The 612-nt window shown below is 56.7% G+C and carries 1 protein-coding gene; it reads left to right on the forward strand.

All coding sequences use genetic code 11. The features are described from left to right. Positions 1–612 (forward strand): transposase (locus tag IEX60_RS24760; RefSeq protein WP_188754074.1); only part of this gene is annotated, 612 nt, incomplete at both ends.

Genomic DNA, 612 nt, shown 5'->3' on the forward strand with positions numbered 1-612 from the left:
AGCAAGACCGATACGGATGCCACCTTCATGCGGATGAAGGAGGACCACATGAGAAACGGCCAGCTCAAACCGGCCTACAATGTACAGATCAGCACCAATAACCAGTATATCGCTTCCTACAGCATCCACCAGCGCGCAACCGACACCACCACGCTCATCCCGCACCTGGAGCAGCATATCAGCGATTACGGCAAGCCGGCCAATGTCACCGCCGATGCGGGATACGGCAGCGAGGAGAACTACCGCTGGTTGGAAAGGAAACGCATCACCGGTTATGTCAAGCACAATTACTTCGACCGTGACCAGAACGGGAACATCCGGAGCAAGAAGCCCTATACCGTGGATAAGCTGGCCTATGATCCGCAAAGGGATCTGTATTACTGCCCCAGCGGGGAACCCATGGATAACATCGGAACCCGGCGCCCGCGCACCGGCACGGGGTTCGGCCAGACCATCACCCTATACCGGGCCCGCAGCTGCGAAGGATGCCCTTTACGGCCACGGTGCCACCAGCAGCAGGGAAATCGCATCATACAGGTCAACCACAACCTGAACCGACTGAAAAGGCAGGCCGAGAAAAGACTGAAAAGCAAGCGGGGAATAAAAAAGCGT

The organism is Parapedobacter defluvii (assembly GCF_014642075.1).
Lineage (GTDB): Bacteria > Bacteroidota > Bacteroidia > Sphingobacteriales > Sphingobacteriaceae > Parapedobacter > Parapedobacter defluvii.